General features: G+C 34.1%; 19 protein-coding genes. 9 read left to right on the top strand and 10 right to left on the bottom strand.

Annotated features, from left to right (window positions below):
- Nucleotides 1–20 precede the first annotated feature (20 nt).
- The 5 genes from MHI39_RS13195 (at nt 21) to cysK (ending at nt 5,048) form a co-directional block, all read left to right on the top strand.
- Nucleotides 21–1,502 carry a sugar ABC transporter ATP-binding protein gene (locus MHI39_RS13195; protein ID WP_342541392.1) on the top strand — a complete coding sequence of 494 codons (1,482 nt, stop codon included), beginning with the start codon at nt 21–23 and terminating at the stop codon, nt 1,500–1,502.
- Between the two features lie 28 nt (nt 1,503–1,530).
- A complete protein-coding gene (gene rbsC / locus MHI39_RS13190; protein WP_342541443.1) occupies nt 1,531–2,475 on the top strand; it encodes a ribose ABC transporter permease RbsC in 945 nt (314 codons plus the stop codon).
- Between the two features lie 12 nt (nt 2,476–2,487).
- Nucleotides 2,488–3,402 (top strand): ribose ABC transporter substrate-binding protein RbsB, encoded by a 915-nt coding sequence (gene rbsB, locus MHI39_RS13185; RefSeq protein WP_058003747.1) that lies wholly within the window; start codon nt 2,488–2,490, stop codon nt 3,400–3,402.
- Between the two features lie 254 nt (nt 3,403–3,656).
- A complete protein-coding gene (locus tag MHI39_RS13180) occupies nt 3,657–4,031 on the top strand; it encodes a nucleotide excision repair endonuclease (RefSeq protein ID WP_058003746.1) in 375 nt (124 codons plus the stop codon).
- A gap of 93 nt (nt 4,032–4,124) precedes the next feature.
- Nucleotides 4,125–5,048, top strand: coding sequence for a cysteine synthase A (gene cysK, locus MHI39_RS13175; protein ID WP_342541391.1), 924 nt, complete (start codon nt 4,125–4,127; stop codon nt 5,046–5,048).
- A 34-nt stretch (nt 5,049–5,082) separates the two neighbouring features.
- Here the strand turns inward: cysK and MHI39_RS13170 are convergent, their stop codons facing one another.
- On the bottom strand, nt 5,083–5,610 hold the full coding sequence (locus MHI39_RS13170) for an AAA family ATPase (RefSeq protein WP_342541390.1): 528 nt from the start codon (nt 5,608–5,610) through the stop codon (nt 5,083–5,085).
- Between the two features lie 304 nt (nt 5,611–5,914).
- Between MHI39_RS13170 and ilvA the strand changes: the two genes are divergently transcribed.
- The gene (gene ilvA / locus MHI39_RS13165) at nt 5,915–7,183 is read left to right on the top strand and encodes a threonine ammonia-lyase IlvA (protein ID WP_058003743.1); all 1,269 of its coding nucleotides are present in this window, start codon (nt 5,915–5,917) and stop codon (nt 7,181–7,183) included.
- Nucleotides 7,184–7,261: 78 nt separating this feature from the next.
- On the opposite strand, the gene MHI39_RS13160 is transcribed toward ilvA, so the two are convergent.
- The 5 genes from MHI39_RS13160 to MHI39_RS13140 form a co-directional block, all read right to left on the bottom strand.
- Nucleotides 7,262–8,278 (bottom strand): fatty acid desaturase, encoded by a 1,017-nt coding sequence (locus MHI39_RS13160; protein WP_058003742.1) that lies wholly within the window; start codon nt 8,276–8,278, stop codon nt 7,262–7,264.
- 45 nt (nt 8,279–8,323) lie between these two features.
- Nucleotides 8,324–8,953: a hypothetical protein gene (locus tag MHI39_RS13155; protein WP_058003741.1), complete on the bottom strand. Its 630-nt coding sequence runs from the start codon at nt 8,951–8,953 to the stop codon at nt 8,324–8,326.
- 13 nt (nt 8,954–8,966) lie between these two features.
- A complete protein-coding gene (locus MHI39_RS13150; RefSeq protein ID WP_058003740.1) occupies nt 8,967–9,365 on the bottom strand; it encodes a permease prefix domain 1-containing protein in 399 nt (132 codons plus the stop codon).
- Nucleotides 9,362–9,691: a PadR family transcriptional regulator gene (locus MHI39_RS13145; RefSeq protein WP_058003739.1), complete on the bottom strand. Its 330-nt coding sequence runs from the start codon at nt 9,689–9,691 to the stop codon at nt 9,362–9,364. Before MHI39_RS13145 ends, MHI39_RS13150 begins: the two co-directional genes overlap by 4 nt.
- A gap of 291 nt (nt 9,692–9,982) precedes the next feature.
- Nucleotides 9,983–10,201, bottom strand: a complete 219-nt coding sequence (locus tag MHI39_RS13140) for a hypothetical protein (RefSeq protein WP_058003738.1) — start codon at nt 10,199–10,201, stop codon at nt 9,983–9,985.
- A gap of 319 nt (nt 10,202–10,520) precedes the next feature.
- Between MHI39_RS13140 and lepB the strand changes: the two genes are divergently transcribed.
- Nucleotides 10,521–11,048 (top strand): signal peptidase I, encoded by a 528-nt coding sequence (lepB, locus tag MHI39_RS13135; protein ID WP_342541388.1) that lies wholly within the window; start codon nt 10,521–10,523, stop codon nt 11,046–11,048.
- A 57-nt stretch (nt 11,049–11,105) separates the two neighbouring features.
- Here lepB and MHI39_RS13130 read toward each other — a convergent pair whose 3' ends face one another.
- Both MHI39_RS13130 and MHI39_RS13125 read right to left on the bottom strand, forming a co-directional pair.
- On the bottom strand, nt 11,106–12,449 hold the full coding sequence (locus MHI39_RS13130; RefSeq protein ID WP_071975892.1) for a sodium-dependent transporter: 1,344 nt from the start codon (nt 12,447–12,449) through the stop codon (nt 11,106–11,108).
- A gap of 150 nt (nt 12,450–12,599) precedes the next feature.
- Nucleotides 12,600–13,721 (bottom strand): FAD-dependent oxidoreductase, encoded by a 1,122-nt coding sequence (locus MHI39_RS13125; protein ID WP_071975893.1) that lies wholly within the window; start codon nt 13,719–13,721, stop codon nt 12,600–12,602.
- 384 nt (nt 13,722–14,105) lie between these two features.
- Here MHI39_RS13125 and MHI39_RS13120 point away from each other — a divergent pair, with 384 nt between their 5' ends.
- The gene (locus tag MHI39_RS13120; RefSeq protein ID WP_278890729.1) at nt 14,106–15,305 is read left to right on the top strand and encodes an MFS transporter; all 1,200 of its coding nucleotides are present in this window, start codon (nt 14,106–14,108) and stop codon (nt 15,303–15,305) included.
- 29 nt (nt 15,306–15,334) lie between these two features.
- On the opposite strand, the gene MHI39_RS13115 is transcribed toward MHI39_RS13120, so the two are convergent.
- Nucleotides 15,335–15,850, bottom strand: a complete 516-nt coding sequence (locus MHI39_RS13115) for a GNAT family N-acetyltransferase (protein WP_259545392.1) — start codon at nt 15,848–15,850, stop codon at nt 15,335–15,337.
- A gap of 239 nt (nt 15,851–16,089) precedes the next feature.
- Nucleotides 16,090–16,644 carry a DJ-1/PfpI family protein gene (locus MHI39_RS13110; protein WP_058003733.1) on the bottom strand — a complete coding sequence of 185 codons (555 nt, stop codon included), beginning with the start codon at nt 16,642–16,644 and terminating at the stop codon, nt 16,090–16,092.
- Between the two features lie 370 nt (nt 16,645–17,014).
- Between MHI39_RS13110 and MHI39_RS13105 the strand changes: the two genes are divergently transcribed.
- Nucleotides 17,015–17,203, top strand: a complete 189-nt coding sequence (locus tag MHI39_RS13105; protein WP_058003732.1) for a hypothetical protein — start codon at nt 17,015–17,017, stop codon at nt 17,201–17,203.
- Nucleotides 17,204–17,277: the final 74 nt, after the last annotated feature.

Genomic DNA, 17,277 nt, shown 5'->3' with positions numbered 1-17,277 from the left:
TTTAACAGAGGTGAAAAATGATGCAAATTTCCATGCAGAACATTCACAAAGCATTTGGTACGAACCAAGTGCTTTCGGGTGTTAACTTTGAACTACAACATGGAGAAGTACATGCCCTTATGGGAGAGAATGGTGCGGGTAAATCAACATTGATGAATATTCTTACTGGTCTCCACCGTATGGATCAAGGGAAAATAATAATTGATGGAAACGAAACGTATTATTCGAATCCAAAGGAAGCTGAAAAATATGGCATTACTTTTATCCATCAAGAACTAAATATTTGGCCAGATATGACCGTTTTAGAAAATTTATTTATTGGGAAAGAGCTTAAATCCTCATTAGGGTTTTTAAAAACGAAGGAAATGAAAGCGTTGGCAAAAGAACAGTTTAAAAAACTGTCTGTTACGATTCCACTTGATCAGGAAGCATCCCAATGTTCTGTTGGACAACAGCAAATGATTGAAATAGCAAAGGCGTTGCTAACTGATGCGAAGGTTATTATTATGGATGAACCAACAGCTGCCCTAACCGAACGAGAAATTCAAAAATTGTTCGAGGTCATTGCTTCTTTAAAAAAAGAAGGGGTGTCTATCGTTTATATTTCTCATCGAATGGAGGAAATATTTTCTATATGTGATCGAATCACAGTCATGAGAGATGGGAAAACAGTAGATACGAAGCCTATACCAGAGACTAACTTTGATGAAGTAGTCAAAAAAATGGTAGGTCGTGAATTGACAGAAAGATATCCCGAGCGAACTCCTAATTTAGGAAAAACAGTGTTACAAGTGAAAAACTTTTCTAGAAAAGGTGTATTTGAAAATATTAGTTTTTCTGTTCACTCCGGTGAGATTTTAGGTGTGTCTGGATTAATGGGAGCAGGTCGAACAGAGATTATGAGAGCGATTTTTGCATTAGATAAATTCGATTCTGGTGAGTTATGGATGAACGGAAAAAAAGTGAATGTAAAGACCCCATATCAAGCCATCGAACAAGGGATTGGTTTTATCACAGAAGACCGAAAGGATGAAGGATTAGTTTTAGATTTCTCTATCCGAGATAATGTCGTATTGCCTAGCTTAAAAAGTTTTGCACCGAAGGGCATAATTAAGGATAAAAATGAACAAACATTTGTGGAAATGCTCGTTAAACGATTAACAGTTAAAACTGAATCCATCAATTCTCAAGTAGGCAGTTTATCTGGAGGCAATCAACAAAAAGTAGTTATTGCAAAATGGGTAGGGATTGGTCCAAAAGTACTTATCATGGACGAGCCAACAAGGGGAGTTGATGTAGGAGCGAAAAGAGAAATTTATCAATTGATGAATGAACTAACTGATAGAGGCGTTTCGATTATCATGGTTTCATCAGAACTTCCAGAAATTCTCGGTATGAGTGATCGAATCTTGGTCGTACATGAAGGGAAAATCATTGGTGAATTAACAAAAGCAGAAGCTACACAAGAAAAAATAATGACATTAGCAACAGGAGGTCAGTAGGATGAAGACGGTTAGCGATGGGAAATCAATGAATAGAGCCAATCATTTAGATAATATTATGCAAAAACTTGGACCATTACTCGGATTTATTATTTTAGTAGTAATCGTATCTATTTTAAATCCAAGCTTTTTACAACCTTTAAATATTTTGAATCTATTAAGACAAGTTGCTATTAATGCTTTAATAGCATACGGTATGACATTTGTAATTTTAACCGGAGGGATTGATTTATCGGTTGGATCAATATTAGCATTATCAAGCGCATTAATGGCTGGGATGATGGTTTCTGGATTAGATCCAATTTTAGCTATAATAATTGGTTGTTTACTTGGTGGAGTAATGGGAATGGTTAACGGTTTATTAATTACAAAAGGAAAAATGGATCCATTTATTGCTACATTAGCAACAATGACAGTATTTCGTGGTTTAACGCTCGTGTATACTGAGGGAAATCCGATTACAGGCTTAAGTGATAGCCGACTATTTCAATTATTTGGTCGTGGCTACTTTTTAGGAATACCAGTTCCTGCAATTACTATGATTATTGCATTTATTATATTATATATCATTTTACAGAAAACCCCATTTGGTCGTAAAACTTACGCCATTGGTGGGAATGAAAAAGCAGCACTTATCTCTGGAATTAAGGTTCCTCGTGTAAAAATTATGATTTACTCACTAGCAGGGCTATTATCTGCGTTGGCAGGTGCGATCCTCATTTCTCGTCTAGACTCTGCACAACCAACAGCGGGAACTTCATATGAACTTGATGCTATCGCAGCAGTTGTATTAGGTGGGACAAGTCTTTCAGGAGGTCGTGGGAAGATCTTCGGTACCCTAATTGGGGCATTAATTATTGGTACATTGAATAACGGGTTAAATTTACTTGGTGTTTCATCATTTTATCAAATGGTCGTTAAAGGAATTGTTATTCTTATAGCCGTTTTACTTGACCGCAAAAAAGCAGCATAGGAGGGGTATGTAATGAAAAAAATCTTTGTATTAATGATGGCCTTATCAATGATTCTATTAGGGGCGTGCTCGATGCAACCACCCGAATGGGCTAAACCATCTAAAAAAAGCAATTTAAAAAATATTAAAATAGGATTATCGGTTTCTACTTTAAACAATCCCTTCTTTGTTTCATTAAAGGATGGTGTTTTAAAGGAAGCGAAGGCAAAAGGAATGCAAGTGATCGTTATAGATGCACAGAATGACTCTGCAAAACAAGTAAATGATGTTCAGGACTTGTTACAGCAAGGTGTGGATGCACTATTAATTAATCCAACAGATTCTGCAGCTATTTCAACGGCTGTGCAATCTGCCAATGATATCGGTATTCCTGTTATTACGCTTGATCGTTCTGCAGATAAGGGGAAAGTAGAGTCATTAGTAGCATCTGATAATATTAAAGGTGGCGAAATGGCAGCCAATTATATTATTGATCAGCTAGGTGAAAATGCAAAAGTAGTTGAATTAGAAGGTGTTCCTGGGGCATCGGCTACGCGTGAAAGAGGAAAAGGCTTTCATAATATAGCAGATAAGAAATTGAAAGTCGTAGAAAAGCAATCAGCACATTTTGACAGAACAGAAGGGTTAAACGTGATGGAAAACATCATCCAAGGTAATCCTGATATACAAGCTGTTTTTGCTCATAATGATGAGATGGCATTAGGTGCCTTAGAAGCCATAAATAGTTCAGGGAAAAATATAATTGTAGTAGGTTTTGATGGGAATGATGATGCACTAAAATCCATTAAAGATGGAAAATTAAATGCAACAGTTGCTCAACAACCAGAACTTATCGGTAAACTAGCAGTAAAAGCAGCTGGAGCTGTTTTACAAGGAAAAAAAGTAGAAAAAAATATTCCTGCACCATTGAAACTTGTAACCAAATAAAAAATAAACCAGACCATGTTGTTCTTTTTGCAGCATGGTCTTTTAATAAATATTTCACTCGAGAAAAGAGTTGAAAACTCCATAGAAACCACACTGAAACCTTTTTTAGGTGTAAAATCAAGGAGTTAGGCTTTTAGAAAAGTAATAAACTCTACTTAAAACAGCCATTTTATAAAAGAGAAGGAAATGGAGTTAAACTCTAGCATCAGTATATGCTATAATGGAGATTCAATTTAAAACAGGAAGTGACTTAAATGATAAAAATTGATATACCAACTTCTGATGTGGTGATTGTGAAGCAGAAACCACTTCAAGATGTAAAAGATCATAAAATTAGTAGTGAGTACGGTTTTACGGATTTCAGAAAGATTTCACGAGAAAAAGGAGGTTTAATACTCTTCTATAATAAAAATGATGAGCTCTTGTTTGTTGGTAAGGCAAGAAAATTACGTCAAAGAGTGACGAAACATTTTGAGGATAATGTATCTCCAATAAAAAAACATCGTGAAGAAGTTCAAAAAATCGCTGTAATATATGTTGAAGATCCAATGGAACGAGAGATTTATGAGACATATATGATTAATAAATATAAGGCAAAATATAATATTGAAAAGGTATTTTACAAGTAAACAATTGAGGGACATTGTATTTTCAATGTTCCTTTTATTTTTTGTTATAATGCAAACATATAGGTTAATCCAATAATAGTGGAGGTAGTGGTAATGGGGTATTCTTCATCAATTATCGATTTAATTGGAATTACACCAATTGTAAGGTTAAATCGTGTAGTTCATGCAAATGGGGCATCCGTTTTTATTAAATTAGAATCTTTTAACCCTGGGGGCAGTGTAAAGGATCGCGCGGCAGCCAATATGATTGAGCAAGCAGAAAAAGAAGGGAGGATCCACCCAGATCACACCGTCATTATTGAACCTACTTCTGGTAATACTGGTATTGGTTTAGCAATGGTATGTGCAGCGAAAGGGTATCGTTGCATAATTACAATGCCAGATAATGCAACGATGGAACGAGTTCGATTATTACAAGCATATGGAGCAAAGGTGTATTTGACTCCTGCTTCAAGGAGGATGACAGGTGCAATCGAAAAAGCAAATGAACTTGCAAGTAACATTGAAGGAAGTTTTATTCCTATGCAATTTGATAATCCGGCAAATGCTGATGCACATAGGGGAACAACAGCTGTTGAAATAGTTGAAGCATTTGAAGGAAAACTCGATGTGCTTGTACTGACTGCAGGAACAGGAGGTACCATTACCGGTGTTGGGGAGGAATTAAAAAAGAAGATTCCTCACTTGAAAATATTTGTAGTTGAGCCAGCAGGATCACCTGTTTTATCGGGTGGACAACCTGGACCACATAAAATACCTGGGACAGGTCCTGGTTTCATTCCGAGTATTTTAAATCGTCAAATTTATGATGATATCTTATTAATTAAAGATGAAGATGCAATCAAAATGGCTCGAAGACTCGGTAAGGAAGAAGGGATTTTACTAGGGGCATCGGGAGCTGCATCGGCATTTTTTGCCATTGAGATCGCGGGAAAATTATCAAAAGATGCAAGAGTATTAAGTATCGCACCTGATACAGGAGAAAGATATTTATCTTCAGAATTATATGCGGAATAAATATTTAAGGGGGGGCTTTTAAAAATGGCCCCTTTTAATATTTAATGTACTCGAGAACTTTATTGATGTAATTTTCTAGTGGTTGGCTCGAATCGATGATGAGATAATGATTGGTATCAGGTTTTTTACTTTGGTTAATCGCTTGATAAAAACCTTCCTCTGAATCCACCGTCTGAATTTGGCTCACCATCCTGGTACGGCTCTTTAATCTTCGCTTAATTTCTTCAACATCGTTTAAATAACATTCAATATATTTGTATTTTGCACCATTTTTATTTGCTAAAGCTACTCCTTTTTCCACCATTTCAGAATAGAAGCATGGACTATCGAAGATGACACTATGACCTTGAGAAAGATGAAAATCAATTAAAGCCCACTCAATATGATATGACACACTCCCAGCTCTCCTAGGGTCAATTGGAAGATCATCTAACGATTCTAATAAAGCGGTTTTGACAATGTCATGATCAATAATGACTGCTTGAATTGTTTGAGTTATTTTTGTCGACAGTGTTGATTTACCAGAACCAGGGAAGCCTGCCATTTGTAAAAAAAAATTCATTACTATCACACCTTTTGGATTAATCATTTTTAAAGATAATCAATCACTATTATAAAAAAAGCATATTAGATACATTTATTCGACATATTTATGTTCTTCCCTTTTTTTCGTGGCTATTTTCTTATAGTAAGTTGTTTTTGTAAAAGCCTTGCTTGCTGTTTTCCGATTTTTATACATTCTTTAAAGAAATTTTTAAATGGCAACGCTTTCATCTGAATATTTAGAAAATTAATGTTTAAAATCTAAATTTGACATGATATAATGTACAAATTATAGGAAAATTCTGTGGAAAGAAGGGTAAATAATGAGTCAAGAGATGGTGAAAGCAAAAACAGTACATGTGGAAGACATTCTTATTGCGTATCAACAACTAAAAGATATTGTAGCGCATACACCATTACAAAAAAATGAACGATTATCTGAAAAATATCAGTGTAATGTATATCTAAAGCGAGAAGATTTACAGCATGTTCGTTCATTTAAACTTAGAGGAGCATACTATAAAATTAAAACAATTGAAGCTGAGGCAAGGGAAAGAGGAGTTATTTGTGCGAGTGCAGGAAATCATGCTCAAGGTGTAGCTTATGCTTGCAGAGACCTAGGAATAAACGGAAAAATTTTTATGCCACAAACCACTCCAAAACAAAAAATAGATCAAGTAAAAATGTTTGGTCGTGAACATATAGAAGTAGTTTTAATAGGTGATACATTTGATGATTCATCTGCAAGTGCGTATGAATGTGCAGAAAAGGAAGGCAGAGTATTTATCCACCCTTTTGATGATGAAAAATTGATAGCAGGTCAAGGAACAGTAGCTGTTGAAATTTTGAACGATGTAGAAGAGCCTATAGATTTTGTTTTCGCAAGCATCGGTGGTGGTGGATTAATGTCTGGAATAAGTACTTACATAAAAAGTGTTTCTACCCATACCAAGCTAGTTGGAGTGGAGCCTAGTGGGGCAGCAAGTATGAAAGCATCTATTGAAAATGGGAGTGTTTATCCACTGTCAAATATTGATAAATTTGTTGATGGTGCTGCGGTAAAATGTGTCGGTCAAAAAACTTATGAGATTTGTAGTCAATTTGTAGATGACATTATTCCAGTTCCGGAAGGTAAAGTATGTACGACAATATTAGAATTATATAATGAACATGCTATAGTTGCTGAACCTGCCGGAGCATTGCCAATTGCTGCTCTAGATTATTATAAAGAACAGTTAAAAGGGAAATCAGTCGTTTGTGTCATTAGTGGGGGAAATAATGATATAGGGAGAATGCAGGAAATTAAAGAGAAATCATTGATCCATGAAGGATTACTTTATTACTTCATTGTTAACTTTCCACAAAGGGCAGGTGCGCTTAGGGAATTTTTAGATAATGTTCTTGGCCCTGATGATGATATTACTACCTTTGAATACACCAAAAAGAATAATAAAGAATGTGGTCCTGGACTAGTCGGGATTGAGCTAAAAAGAAAGGAAGATTATCATTTACTAATTGATCGAATGAAGAAAAAGGGATTTCCTTATACAGAAGTAAATAAGGATAGTAATCTATTTCACCTACTCATTTAGCGTTCTTCACGTAATATACTATTAAAGGCAATCAAATTTTAGGGGAATCCCATGAAAATTTGATTGCCTACTAGTCTATTAAATATTGTTACGAATAAATTTCTGAATTTCTCTATTTCCAATAAACTTTTTAGATTTCTCATCCCACAACTTAAAAGTAAGTGACTTTAGACTTGTCCATAATGTAAGAGTAGGTACATCTTGGAGTCGGGGATCACTTTTATGAGCTTCTTCTAAATGGTAGTTTGGAACCTTGGAATTAAGATGGTGAACATGGTGAAACCCAATATTCCCTGAGAACCATTGTAATAGTTTTGGAAGTTTATAATAAGAGCTACCTTTTAATGCTGCCTCGACATAACTCCAATTTTCTCCACTCTCAAAATAACCATCTTCAAATTGATGCTGGACATAAAACAGCCATACACCTGCGAATGAGGCAATGAAAAAAATCGGGAGTTCAACTAATATGAACGCTTTCCAACCTAATGTCATGCCGAGAATTAGTACAATAGTAAGTAATATCATATTTGTTATCCAGACATGTCTCTTCTCTTTTTTTGTTGCATTTTTTCGATTAAAACGATAGGAGATTAAAAAAAGATACAAAGGTCCAATAATGAACATGACAAACGGGTTTCTATAGATTCGGTACCACACACGCTTTAGAAAGGGAGCATTTGCATATTCTTGTAATGTTAGTGTCCAAACATCTCCATCACCACGTTTATCTAAATGTCCATTCGTTGCATGATGGATGGAGTGGCTATGCTTCCATTGTTCATACGAACAAAATGTAAGTAAGCCTGTTATGATCCCAACAATTTCATTAGCTTTTCGATTTTTGAAAAACGAATAATGCGTACAATCGTGAAATATAATAAATGTTCTAACTAAAAATCCAGCTGCAGGTATAGCGCATAACAATGTAAGCCAATACGAAATATTTAGGCTTAAATAAGACAATACCCAAAATATAACAAAAAGTCCAACTGAGTTGATTAATTGGCTAACACTTGCAGACATACGTGGTCGTTCAAAAGATGCTAACTTTTCCTTCCACTCACGAAGTTCGTTCTTTAGTTTGTTTGTCATTTTCACCATCACCTTTTTCATCAATTTAATATATTACGAGCAAAACTAATTTCTTCGATACTGAAAGTAATACATACTTAACGGCCACCAAAGAATGATAAAAATAGGGTAAACCGCCCAAATAGTATTAGGGGAAGATACTGTATTTACAGCAATGAAAAAAAGAATGATTAGTAAGCTAGCTGCGATCGAAAATTTGTAATATTCCTTCTTTTTTGCGTAAAATAGTGCTAATGGCCACCATAAAACAACAAAGCTAGGATAGATTGCCCACGGATACTGTGGTGATATGGTTGCGTTTAGAAAAGAATAATAGACAATTGTCATTAGGCTTCCTATTATTGCAAGAGAAACTGTTTTCCGACCTTTTTCCATAAACATTAGGGTTGGCCACCAAAGTATCGGATAACTGGCATATAAAAACCATGGGTGAAACGGGCTATGCACATAATTAATTGTTATGAAAAATAAAATTAGAATTACACTTGTAAAAAGTGAGTGTAATTTAAGGTTTTTATGTTTAATAGAGTACATACTAAATGGCCAGAGTAAAAGAAAAAAGGTTGGATAGATAAACCATAAATAATCTGGATTAGTTAAGTAGTTAACCACTAAGAAGAATAAGATACAAAGGATACTCCCTAACCAAGCGAAAATTATATCCTGTTTCTGCATGTTCATTTCTCCTTTATTTTCGACGTAACCATCTATAGAACATACTTAACGGCCACCATAATACAGCAAATGTAGGATAAACAAACCAAATAGTTTTTGGTGTATAATATAAATTAATAAATATAAACAAGGCAATGATAAGAACGCTACCCCATATAGAAAAGCCTAAGTCTAATTTGGTCATATTCTTCTTAGTAGGTTGAGCTATTCCTAATTCTTTTTCAATTTCATCTATATCCCCAAATTCTATGATTGTTTTATTAATGGCATCTTCTTCCTCTTTACCTTGGGCAATTAAGTCATATACTTTTTCCTCAAGATTTTCTATTATTTCTTGTTTAATTTGCTCTTTTTCTTGACTTTCTGGAATTCTTTTGAATAATTCATCAACATGCTCTTTTACTGATTTCACTGTAATCCCTCCAAAAATAAATCAACGATTTCCTTTGTTTCCTTCCATTCTTTAATCATTTCTTTAAGATAAGCTTTCCCAAGTGGAGTAATCCGGTAATATTTTCGTTTTCCGCCATGGGTAATGCTACCTGTATAAGATTCAATTAGATCCTTTTTTTCTAGACGTTGAAAAACAGCGTAAAGAGTTGCTTCTTTTATTTGAAATCGATTTTCTGTACGTAGACTTATTTGTTTAGATATTTCATATCCGTACTGATCTTTTTCTAGAATTAAACAAAGAATGATGGAGTCCAAATGTCCACGAATGATGTCACTTCTAATCATAATTCACCTTCCAGTTTAATGATTATTCTATCTGATAGAGTAATACTAACTCAAATTACTCTATCTGTCAAAGTAAAATTTCATCAGAACATCATTTTTTCATACAAAATAATTTGAACTTATTTTTGACGGGTATGTATATGGTGGCTTTTTGGGGGAGGTGAGGGAGGTATTGAAAAATCTATAATTTTATTTAAATAGATACATATCTATTCCCATTTGAATATCGTTCAATCAAAATAAAAAAAGACAGTCCCTAAATAATGATAATTAGAGACTGTCCTGTCATTTTTATGAAATTTTATTAAATTGGCTATGGTCATCGAACAGTCGAACCCTTACATTTTTCTTTGTTCCAGCTACCATCTTCCCACAGGTTGGACATTGAGCCTTTAACCCTTTGAAAGCGTTTACATTAAATCCGTCTAAATTTCCATGAGTAAAAGGTGATTTGAACCATCTTTTACAATTAGGATTGGTACATTGAATTTCTAAAACTTTACTATTCATTTTCATCATCCCCCTTTTATAAGATATGAAAATATTAACTTACAATATCTAGCGGTTCTACTCCGTCCATCCCCGCCTCTATCTAAAGGTATTCTTTTTTTAGCCTTATGATAAAAGATAATGGCTTATTCACTTGGGTGTAAGGAATAGAGCGTTTTCACATTTCTTATATTTATATATTCGCCAAAGATCGAATAGTTTCCTTTAATTAAAGGGAGAATCATTTATTAAATATTAAGATTATTTTTAAAGGTTAAAAGAAATAAATATACATAATATGGTATAATAGGGTTATAAAATACAAGGTGGGAGTATGGAGATGAAAAAAAGTATAAAAAAAGAAATTCTTTCTTGGATCAAAACCATTATATTTGCAGTCGTTGTTGCCTTTATTTGTAGGAAATTTATCTTTGCCCCAATTACTGTTCAAGGGGTATCAATGATGCCAACATTTCAAGAAAATAATAAACTTATCGTATCAAAATTAACTCGCATTGACCGTTCAGATATGGTTGTTTTTCATTCTCCAATTTCAAATGAAGATTTTATTAAAAGGGTTATAGGTTTACCTGGAGACCATGTGGAAATGAAAAATGATCAGTTGTTAATAAATGGTGAATTATACAAAGAACCATATTTACAAGAAAATAAAAAAAATATCTCTTTAACAGAAACATTGACTGAGGATTTTCAAGTAGATGTGCCGAAGAACTATTTGTTTGTTATGGGGGATAATCGTAGACATAGTAATGATAGTCGAAAATTTGGATTTATTCATAAAGATTCTATAATCGGTGAAGTAAAGCTTAGATTTTTCCCTATTCAAAAGATAGGGTTTCCGAAATAAATGAAAAAAGGTGATGAATCTTATTTTTTAGATTCATCACCTTTTTTTCAATTTTTATTAAAAAACCCCAACTAAACTAAGAAATACAAGGACGATAACGATCGGAATAACCCATTTCATTAAGATTCTCCATGAAAGATACCAAGAAGAGGACAAGGAGTTACTTAACATAAATTCAGACTTTACTAATGATTGGTCCATTCGATAACTGATGAATAATGCTATAAGAAAGCTACCAATTGGAAGCATTAGATTACTGACTAAGTAATCAGTCGCGTCAAATATATTGTTACCTAAAATATGGAATTTTTGCAAAGGGCCAAAAGAAAGTGCTGCTGGAATCCCCGCGAGGAAAACAATAGCTCCTGAAATCAATGAAGTTTTTTTTCTTGATCTGTTTCCCTTAGAAGTAAAGGCAGCAACAATTATTTCTAATAAACTAAATGATGAAGTTAAAGTTGCAAATAAAAATAAAATTAAAAACAAACAAAGGAATACTTCCCCAAATGGTATTTGTGAAAAGACAGTCGGAAGTACATTAAATAATAATCCTGGACCTCCAGCAGGTTCTAATCCAAACGCAAAAACTACTGGGAATATTGCTAGACCCGCAAGCAGTGAAACAAATATATTCATCCAAACTACTGAAAAAGCAGATGCTGGAATACTAACATCCTTTTTTAAATATGAACTGTAGGTTACCATACAAGAAAATCCAACTGCTAATGAAAAAAAAGACTGCCCTAATGCATATAGAATGGATTCAGCTGTAATCTTTGAAAAATCAGGATATAAGAAAAACTGAATGCCTTCCAATGCTCCATCTAAGGTAATGGAACGAATGACAAGAATGATAAAAAAGATAAAAAGGATCGGCATCATATATTTATTTGCCTTTTCGATTCCATTTTGAATCCCGAATGAAATGACAATAATATTAATAAGAATAAAGAGTGCTAAACCACCAATCGTAATTAAAGGGTCGCTTGTAATTTGTCCGAACAACTCCGGGTAATTAGTACCTTCTTTTATCACCATTCCTACGATGGATAATCCACTATAAATGATAATCCAACCACCAACTACACTATAAAAAGATAATAATAGAAAACAACCAAGAACACCTAGTTTACCTACCCAGGCCCAAAGGCTATTTGGTGCAAGGGCTTTATAGGCGCTAATTGCTTCTTTTCCGGAACCACGTCCTATAATAAATTCTGATATTAACAACGGAAGCCCAATTAATATGGTAAAAATAACAAAAATAAGAAAGAATGCACCTCCACCACTCATACCGGTGACATAGGGAAACTTCCAAATGGCTCCTAAACCGATCGCAGCTCCTGCAGAAGATAAAATAAAACCAATTTTCGATGACCATTGATCTTTTTTTTGATTCATAGAACTCTCCTTTATATTAATAAAATAGATATATTTATCATACCATTATTCTGAATTTTTTGACGTATTAAAGAGAAAAGTCGTAAATCTTTTTTTGATTTACGACCTTTCTACAACAAAGACTAGAAAAGGGGATTTTTAAACAAGTAACTAAAAACTTTCAATTGCACCTGCAACATCATAAAGGCTTAGGTCCAAATCTGACTCTAATCCAAGGGCAAGCTTTGCTAATTCAGCCCCAATAAAGGGACCCATCGTTAAACCTGATGCTCCAAGTCCATTCGCGAGCAAGATTCCTTGATGCTCTGGTAGAGGACCAAATACAGGAAGGAAGTCTGGTGTAAATGGTCGGAATCCAACACGCGTTTCGAGTATAGTACTATCTACTAATCCCGGGGCAATCTGTAGTGCCTTATTTAGAACCTCGTGAATACCTCCTGCAGTTACTCGATAATCGAAACCAACATTATTTTCATGGGTTGCTCCGATTACAATTCGATGATCATCAAAGCTTAGAATATACTGGTCTGTAGGTGGCATAACCACAGGCCAATCTTTTGTTTCCATGTTAGTTAATTGTAAATGAATAATTTGTGCTTTTTGAGAAGACACTTTAAAATGTAACCCAATTGGTTCAAGAAGCTGTTTTGCCCAAACACCTGTTGTTACAATCACAGAATGGCTATGTATCATTTGATCATTCACAATAACACCTTTAACCTTATTGCCATCCATTACTAAATCTGCATGTCCATTTATTATATTTGCTCCATGCTTTGCTGCCCCTCTTAGTAATGAGGAACGAAGTGCTCGACCATCTACTCGTGCAGCTCCACTGACATGAACAGCTCCAAAACCATCTGCTAGAGGAGGAAATAAGGCTTTTGTCTGTTCTTCCGATAAAACTGTGATTTCTCCCATTTCTGGTGCATCTTCTTTTCTTTTTAATGCTCGCTTTTTCATTTCGTAGAGCTTTTTTTGATCGGAATGGATACTGATTGCTCCAACACGTGCATAACCAGTATTTTGTTCACCATCTTTTTCTAAATCAGAAATTAAGTTTGGATAAAACTTTGCCCCGCCTTTAGCAAGTGCATACCAAGCTTTATTACGCCTCTGAGAAAGCCATGGACAAACAATCCCTGCAGCTGCATCGGTAGCTTGCCCTTTATCCATTCGATCAATGACGATTACTTCTGCTCCAGACTTTGCTAATTGATAGGCAGTTGAAGCACCTAGAATTCCAGCTCCAATAATAATTATTTGATTCATTGTCTTCATTCCTTGAACTACTTTATATGTATTAAAGATATTTAATTATATGGCTTTCTATGGAAGGAAAAAACTCTACAATAAATATTAGCATAAAAATTTACTACGGGAAAACTTTAATTATCTACTATATCAAAATATAAAAATGTGTAGTGACATGTGTAAAGACACGTGTTAATATTTATTAGGATTCTCTAAATTAAAAGGAATACTCAAAGGTATCTTTAAATTATTGCTTAAGAATTTTCAACATTGAAAGGGAGATTTATTTCATGGGCAAGATTTTAAAATTAGCTAATAATAAAAACCCTGTAAAGTGCAAAATTATTAGAGAGTAAAGGTATGGATAAGTATTTTTATCGTACATCAATGTGGAGGTTTGTTATGTCAAAAGGTAGAAGTATATCTAATAAAAAATTACTTAGTATTGCGGGTTTAGGTTGGATGTTTGATGCGATGGATGTAGGTATGCTTTCCTTCATTATTGCGGCGTTGCAAAAAGAGTGGAACTTATCCGTTCAAGAAATGGGGTGGATTGGAAGTATAAATTCTATTGGAATGGCTGTAGGCGCATTTGTTTTTGGACTATTATCTGATCGAATTGGTAGAAAACACGTCTTTATCATTACTCTTTTATTATTTTCTTTAGGTAGTGGTGCATCAGCTTTTACAAATACACTATCCATTTTCTTAATTCTTAGGTTCCTCATTGGAATGGGATTGGGAGGAGAACTTCCTGTTGCCTCAACGCTTGTGTCAGAAAGCGTACCTACTGAGAAGCGTGGTAGAATTGTTGTTTTACTTGAAAGCTTTTGGGCATTTGGTTGGTTACTCGCGGCTGTTATCTCATATTTTATTATTCCACAATTTGGTTGGAAGATAGCCCTTTTAATTAGTGTCATTCCAGCTTTTTATGCTCTTTATCTTCGGCTACATTTGCCAGACTCAAAACGTTTTACAAAGGTTAAACAAAAAAATTCAATGTTAAAAAATGTAGCTAGTGTCTGGTCAAGGAAATTTACACGAAAAACATTAATGCTATGGATTCTTTGGTTTTGTGTAGTGTTTTCCTATTATGGAATGTTTTTGTGGTTGCCAAGTGTTATGGTAATGAAAGGGTTTAGTATGATTAAGAGTTTCGAATATGTATTAATTATGACCCTTGCTCAATTACCAGGTTACTTTACTGCAGCATGGTTTATTGAAAAGATAGGGAGAAAGTTTGTATTAGTGGTATATCTCATCGGTACAGCAGTTAGTGCCTTTTTATTTGGGAATGCCGACACTTTATTTATGCTGATTCTCTCCGGAATCCTTCTATCATTTTTTAATTTAGGTGCATGGGGAGCATTATATGCGTATACACCAGAACAATATCCAACAAGTATAAGAGGGACAGGTACAGGGATGGCTACATCTTTTGGGCGCATTGGTGGTATTTTAGGACCACTCTTGGTACCCTATTTAATTGCTCAAAATATATCTATTACGATTATATTTACAATTTTTTGTATTTCCATTTTGATTGGTGCAGCCTCAGTATTATTTTTAGGAATAGAAACTAAAAATACGGAAATAGAATAATGTGCAAATAAGATAAGGAAAGCTATTTTTTAGCTTTCCTGTTGTTGTGATAAAAATAATACCATATGTTCTTCATCGAAGTATTGATTTTCCATTTTAAGTGCATGTTTTTCTAGGGCAAAAGTGCGAAATCCAAATTTGGAATAAAGATTTTTGGCTGCAATATTTGATGCTACAACCGATAAGTATATTTGTTCGATCACTTTTAACTCATTTGCTTTATTTATTACTTCCTTTAACAATGCGTTGGCTACCCCGAGTTTTCGTTTGTCTGGTTTAACAAAGAGTGCAAAGATGGATCCTCGATGCTTCAGTTTTCGTTTTGTTTCTTTAACAAAAGTGACGGTTCCAATTAATTCTTGGTTATCAAATGCACCAAAAGTAAATGCAACGTCTGATTCTAATTTTGAAATATACTGTTCGAGTGGGGCATCTTTTTCTTCCTCGTAACTAGAACCAAAAGCTTCCGGACTCATTTGTAAAGCTTGTAAGCGAAGGGTTCGATATCTAATAGCGTCAGTTCCGTTTAAATGTCTGATCTCCATATTGTTTCCTCCAAAGTGAATCGCAAAGAAGAAGACTCTTTTCTCAAACGTTACTCCAGTTTTTAGCTAAAGTTTCAAAATTAATTAATATTAGCTGAAAATCGCTAGCTGTCTAATTTTGACTGAGAAAAGAGCTGTAAACTCCTTCAGAACCGCTGAATCTTTATTAGGGTAAAAGCCAATCGCTAGGCTTTTTTCAAAAGCAAAAAACGATTCGAAAACCATTCAAATAAAAAGAATCAACTTTTATTTACTTGCTTAATAAACTCACGCATTAAACCTGGTAAATCTGGCCATGCATGTCCCGAAACAAGATTTCCATCTACATGAAGGGGTTCTGAAATATATTTAGAACCAACTGCCTCTACTTCAGGTTTACATGCGATATAAGCAGTCATTTCCCTTCCTTTAATATGATCACGTACAGTTGTTAACACAAGACTTGCGTGACAAACAGCAGCAATCGGCTTATTCTCTATAAAGAAATGACTTACAATTCTTGGAATGTTATCATTTAAGCGAATATATTCAGGTGCACGCCCACCAGGAATAATAAGACCATCATAATATTCAGGTTGAACTTCCTCGAAAGCACTACCCGCTTCAATTAAATATCCAGCTTTTTCTGTATAAGTATCCCAACCGATAAAATCGTGCACAACAGTATGCAACTTTTTCTTAGATGGAGCGGCAATTGTTACCTCATAACCTTCTTCTAAACACCGAAAATAAGGATAGTAGATTTCTAATGCTTCTACAGCGTCACCGGCAAGGATTAATATTTTTTTTGCCATTAAAATGCCTCCCTAATTTATAAGATTATAGTTTATAAATACAGTTCAACAAATGAAATGGAAATCCTTTAAAAAAATGAAAATAACTATTATAAATATTTGACTGAAATATGGTTGTATTTTTATAATAAATATATAAATAATCAGTTAATTCGTTACTTGAAAATTCTTCTTTCGCCAATGTAGTGAGGGGAGAGAGACTGGTACTTAATATGTTGTATTAAATGTAAATACTATATAAGGTAACTTAAATAATAATAAGTAGAAGCCTCAGTTAACCATGATTATGGATAATCTTATATGAGTCATTTTTTTTACATGATCTCATAAACTAAGATAAATATTTCTTATGATAAGGGTGGGATATTGTATGCCAGTAAAAGTAACAATGGCCAATGGGAAGGAATATTTGGTTGATACACATATCGACGATTTTATGAAAAAAGTTACAAATCAAATGGGACTGATGACTAATGTTATACAGAAATTTGGGAATTTAATTATCAACCCAACCTTTATCTCATCTGTAGAGGTTATTGATCGTGATAAAGCATTATAAGTAAAAATAAAATAAGTATTCAAAGATGATTGTCTCATTTATTGGATGATCATCTTTTTTAATAGGGTATTTTA

The organism is Heyndrickxia sp. FSL K6-6286 (assembly GCF_038630395.1).
In the GTDB taxonomy this organism is placed as follows: domain Bacteria; phylum Bacillota; class Bacilli; order Bacillales; family Bacillaceae_C; genus Heyndrickxia; species Heyndrickxia oleronia.
Note: the sequence above shows the minus strand (reverse complement) of the source record. Positions and strands in the feature narration are given on the sequence as shown.

Coding starts and splice junctions, on each gene's coding strand:
- MHI39_RS13195 (WP_342541392.1), top strand. CDS start 21: ATGCAAATTTCCATGCAGAACATTCACAAAGCATTTGGTACGAACCAA.
- rbsC (WP_342541443.1), top strand. CDS start 1,531: ATGAATAGAGCCAATCATTTAGATAATATTATGCAAAAACTTGGACCA.
- rbsB (WP_058003747.1), top strand. CDS start 2,488: ATGAAAAAAATCTTTGTATTAATGATGGCCTTATCAATGATTCTATTA.
- MHI39_RS13180 (WP_058003746.1), top strand. CDS start 3,657: ATGATAAAAATTGATATACCAACTTCTGATGTGGTGATTGTGAAGCAG.
- cysK (WP_342541391.1), top strand. CDS start 4,125: ATGGGGTATTCTTCATCAATTATCGATTTAATTGGAATTACACCAATT.
- MHI39_RS13170 (WP_342541390.1), bottom strand. CDS start 5,610: ATGAATTTTTTTTTACAAATGGCAGGCTTCCCTGGTTCTGGTAAATCA.
- ilvA (WP_058003743.1), top strand. CDS start 5,915: ATGAGTCAAGAGATGGTGAAAGCAAAAACAGTACATGTGGAAGACATT.
- MHI39_RS13160 (WP_058003742.1), bottom strand. CDS start 8,278: ATGACAAACAAACTAAAGAACGAACTTCGTGAGTGGAAGGAAAAGTTA.
- MHI39_RS13155 (WP_058003741.1), bottom strand. CDS start 8,953: ATGCAGAAACAGGATATAATTTTCGCTTGGTTAGGGAGTATCCTTTGT.
- MHI39_RS13145 (WP_058003739.1), bottom strand. CDS start 9,691: ATGATTAGAAGTGACATCATTCGTGGACATTTGGACTCCATCATTCTT.
- MHI39_RS13140 (WP_058003738.1), bottom strand. CDS start 10,201: ATGAATAGTAAAGTTTTAGAAATTCAATGTACCAATCCTAATTGTAAA.
- lepB (WP_342541388.1), top strand. CDS start 10,521: ATGAAAAAAAGTATAAAAAAAGAAATTCTTTCTTGGATCAAAACCATT.
- MHI39_RS13130 (WP_071975892.1), bottom strand. CDS start 12,449: ATGAATCAAAAAAAAGATCAATGGTCATCGAAAATTGGTTTTATTTTA.
- MHI39_RS13125 (WP_071975893.1), bottom strand. CDS start 13,721: ATGAATCAAATAATTATTATTGGAGCTGGAATTCTAGGTGCTTCAACT.
- MHI39_RS13120 (WP_278890729.1), top strand. CDS start 14,106: ATGTCAAAAGGTAGAAGTATATCTAATAAAAAATTACTTAGTATTGCG.
- MHI39_RS13115 (WP_259545392.1), bottom strand. CDS start 15,850: ATGGAGATCAGACATTTAAACGGAACTGACGCTATTAGATATCGAACC.
- MHI39_RS13110 (WP_058003733.1), bottom strand. CDS start 16,644: ATGGCAAAAAAAATATTAATCCTTGCCGGTGACGCTGTAGAAGCATTA.
- MHI39_RS13105 (WP_058003732.1), top strand. CDS start 17,015: ATGCCAGTAAAAGTAACAATGGCCAATGGGAAGGAATATTTGGTTGAT.